Origin of the sequence: Streptomyces hainanensis (genome assembly GCF_004348415.1) — a bacterium.
GTDB classification, from domain to species: domain Bacteria; phylum Actinomycetota; class Actinomycetes; order Streptomycetales; family Streptomycetaceae; genus Streptomyces; species Streptomyces hainanensis.
In genome coordinates this window covers 1-2,014 of the sequence record NZ_SMKI01000762.1, presented here as the reverse complement: position 1 = coordinate 2,014, position 2,014 = coordinate 1, and the positions used below count along the sequence as shown (strand labels likewise).

The 2,014-nt window shown below is 73.9% G+C and carries 2 protein-coding genes and 1 pseudogene; 1 reads left to right on the top strand and 2 read right to left on the bottom strand.

The features are described 5' to 3' along the window. A pseudogene (locus tag E1283_RS35665) lies at positions 1–431 on the bottom strand (SUKH-4 family immunity protein); the annotation flags it as partial. Positions 432–436: 5 nt separating this feature from the next. Beyond that, positions 437–1,411 (bottom strand): SMI1/KNR4 family protein, encoded by a 975-nt coding sequence (locus tag E1283_RS35660; RefSeq protein ID WP_132822306.1) that lies wholly within the window; start codon positions 1,409–1,411, stop codon positions 437–439. An 82-nt stretch (positions 1,412–1,493) separates the two neighbouring features. Here E1283_RS35660 and E1283_RS35655 point away from each other — a divergent pair. After that, the coding region (locus E1283_RS35655; RefSeq protein WP_243745336.1) for a YwqJ-related putative deaminase at positions 1,494–2,014 on the top strand (521 nt) is incomplete at its 3' end.

Sequence of the window (2,014 nt, the reverse complement as noted above, 5' to 3'; positions counted from 1 at the left end):
ATCGGGGGTGGGGTGGGGGCCGGGACGACCGGCCCGCCACCGCCGCCGTCACCGGTGTCACCGGCGCCGCTGGCGCCGTCCGCCACGTCCTGGAGCCACTGCGGCGGCGTCAGCAGGAAGGACGTCGCGTGGAGATCCACCCGCTCCGTCGCCGCCTCTGGCGGCCCCGCCGGTTCCTCCACGCCGCCGTACTCCTCCTCGTACCGCTGGATGACCTCGCCGACCGGCAGCGCCGGCCACAGCGTGGTGTCCCCGCTGTCCCGTGCTATCACCAGCAGGCCGCCGCCGAGGCTGTGGCCGGCCGAGTCCTCGGCCCAGGCCACGAAGCCGAGCGCGAACTCCCGCACCCGCACCTCGTGGCGCGGTTCGCCGCCCGGGCCGCCGTTGACCCACCGGTCGGCACGGTCCTGCGCCTGCGCGAACGTCACCATCCCGCTCACCCCTCCACCGGAACGGCACGCGCGAATCCGCCGTCCACCATCAGCTTCGCCACCGTCTCCAGTTCCGGCGGGTCGCCGGCCAGTCGCAGCAGGAAGTCGTCGAAGTCGGCCCCGCACGGCAGCAGCAGTTCGGTGACCCGCTGGGCGATGCCCAGGCCGTCCCGGTCCCTGACGTCGTCGTACGGGCAGAGCCAGACGGATCCCAGGTCCTCGCCGCGCACCTTGACGGCGATGATCCCGCCGTGGACGAAGGCGACGCCCAGGTAGTCCTTGGTGAGGTGGTCCCGCAGGCACTTGTTGATGTAGACCACGTCGTTGACCGCCGCCTCCTCGCGGAGCGTGAAGAACGGCTGGTCGATCAGCAGCCCGAGTTCGGCGTCGAGGGCCGCGCCGACCGGCGCGCAGCCGCCGGCGGCCTTGAGGAACGAGCGGTAGGCGTCGGGCAGCCGGTAGCCGAGCTTGGCCTCGGCGGACCGCACCCGGTCCTCGGGTACCGCGACCGAGTGCGGCACCTTGAAGTGGACGGGGCGGGGATCGGCGAGTGGCCGGGTGCCGCGCTTGTTCTGGTCGACCTCGGTGGTCGCGAGGCCGCCGTGGTGCCGCAGCAGCGCCTTGACCTCGACCGGCACCAGCTGGAGGCGCCGGGAGTTCGCGACGTGGTGCCACGTCCAGCCGTGCGGGGTGGCGACCGGTGGCAGGTCGGCCCACAGTTCGTGGCCGGCGACGTGCATCGCGGCGTTGGCGGAGACGTAGTCCGTCAGCCGCAGTTCGTCGAGGCCGAATCCGTCCGGTGGTTCGGCGATCTCGGCCGCGGCTCTCGCGTAGGGGGAGAAATCCGGGTAACCCTGTGCGTCCACCCGTATCCCCTGTGGATACCGAGCGGCTCGCACAGGGTCGGGAAACTGCACCACCTGTCCGGCATACGCCCGGTTCGGTGGGGTGGCCTGCTGCCCGATCCGCCCAGTCATCATGGCGTAAACGTCCCCTGCCGCATTCATCACGCTGTACGCGCACAGCCTATGGGGTCGCGTGGACGGTGGCACGATCGTACTCGTGATAGTGGATTCTCACGCCTCGGCGCCGGGCGAGCCCGGCCGACACCGGCGCGGCGCGGCGCCGCCGCCGCCCGTGCTGCTGCACCGCCGCGACGGCATCCTGCCCACCACCGCCGCCGCCCTGTCGCTACCGGAGAGCGGCGCGTTGACCGGCACGGCGTCCCGTGCCGCCGAGGCGCCGGAGCTGCACCCGGTCGTCGAGGACGTCTACGACGGCCTCGGCCCGGGGCAGCGCGAACGGCACCTGGGCCGCTGCCCCGAGGCGGCCCTGCTCTCCCGCCACCTGCACCAGGTCGGGGCGGCGGACCTGGCGGAGGCCAGGGCGGCGCTGCGGGACGCCGGCATCACCACCCGGCACATCCGCGAGGACGGCGACCCGGAGCACGGCAGTTACGCGCCGCACTGCCGTTCCTGCGCGGTGCTGGTCGCCCGCCTCGGGGTGCGCAGTTTCAGCGCGACGCCGCTGGTCGACGACCCGGGCGGGGGCGCGGGCGGGCCGGCGGCCGGGGCGCCCGCGCC

What these genes read in the sequence shown, in the direction of transcription:
- E1283_RS35660 (WP_132822306.1), bottom strand. Translation starts at nt 1,411, where the DNA reads ATGATGACTGGGCGGATCGGGCAGCAGGCCACCCCACCGAACCGGGCG.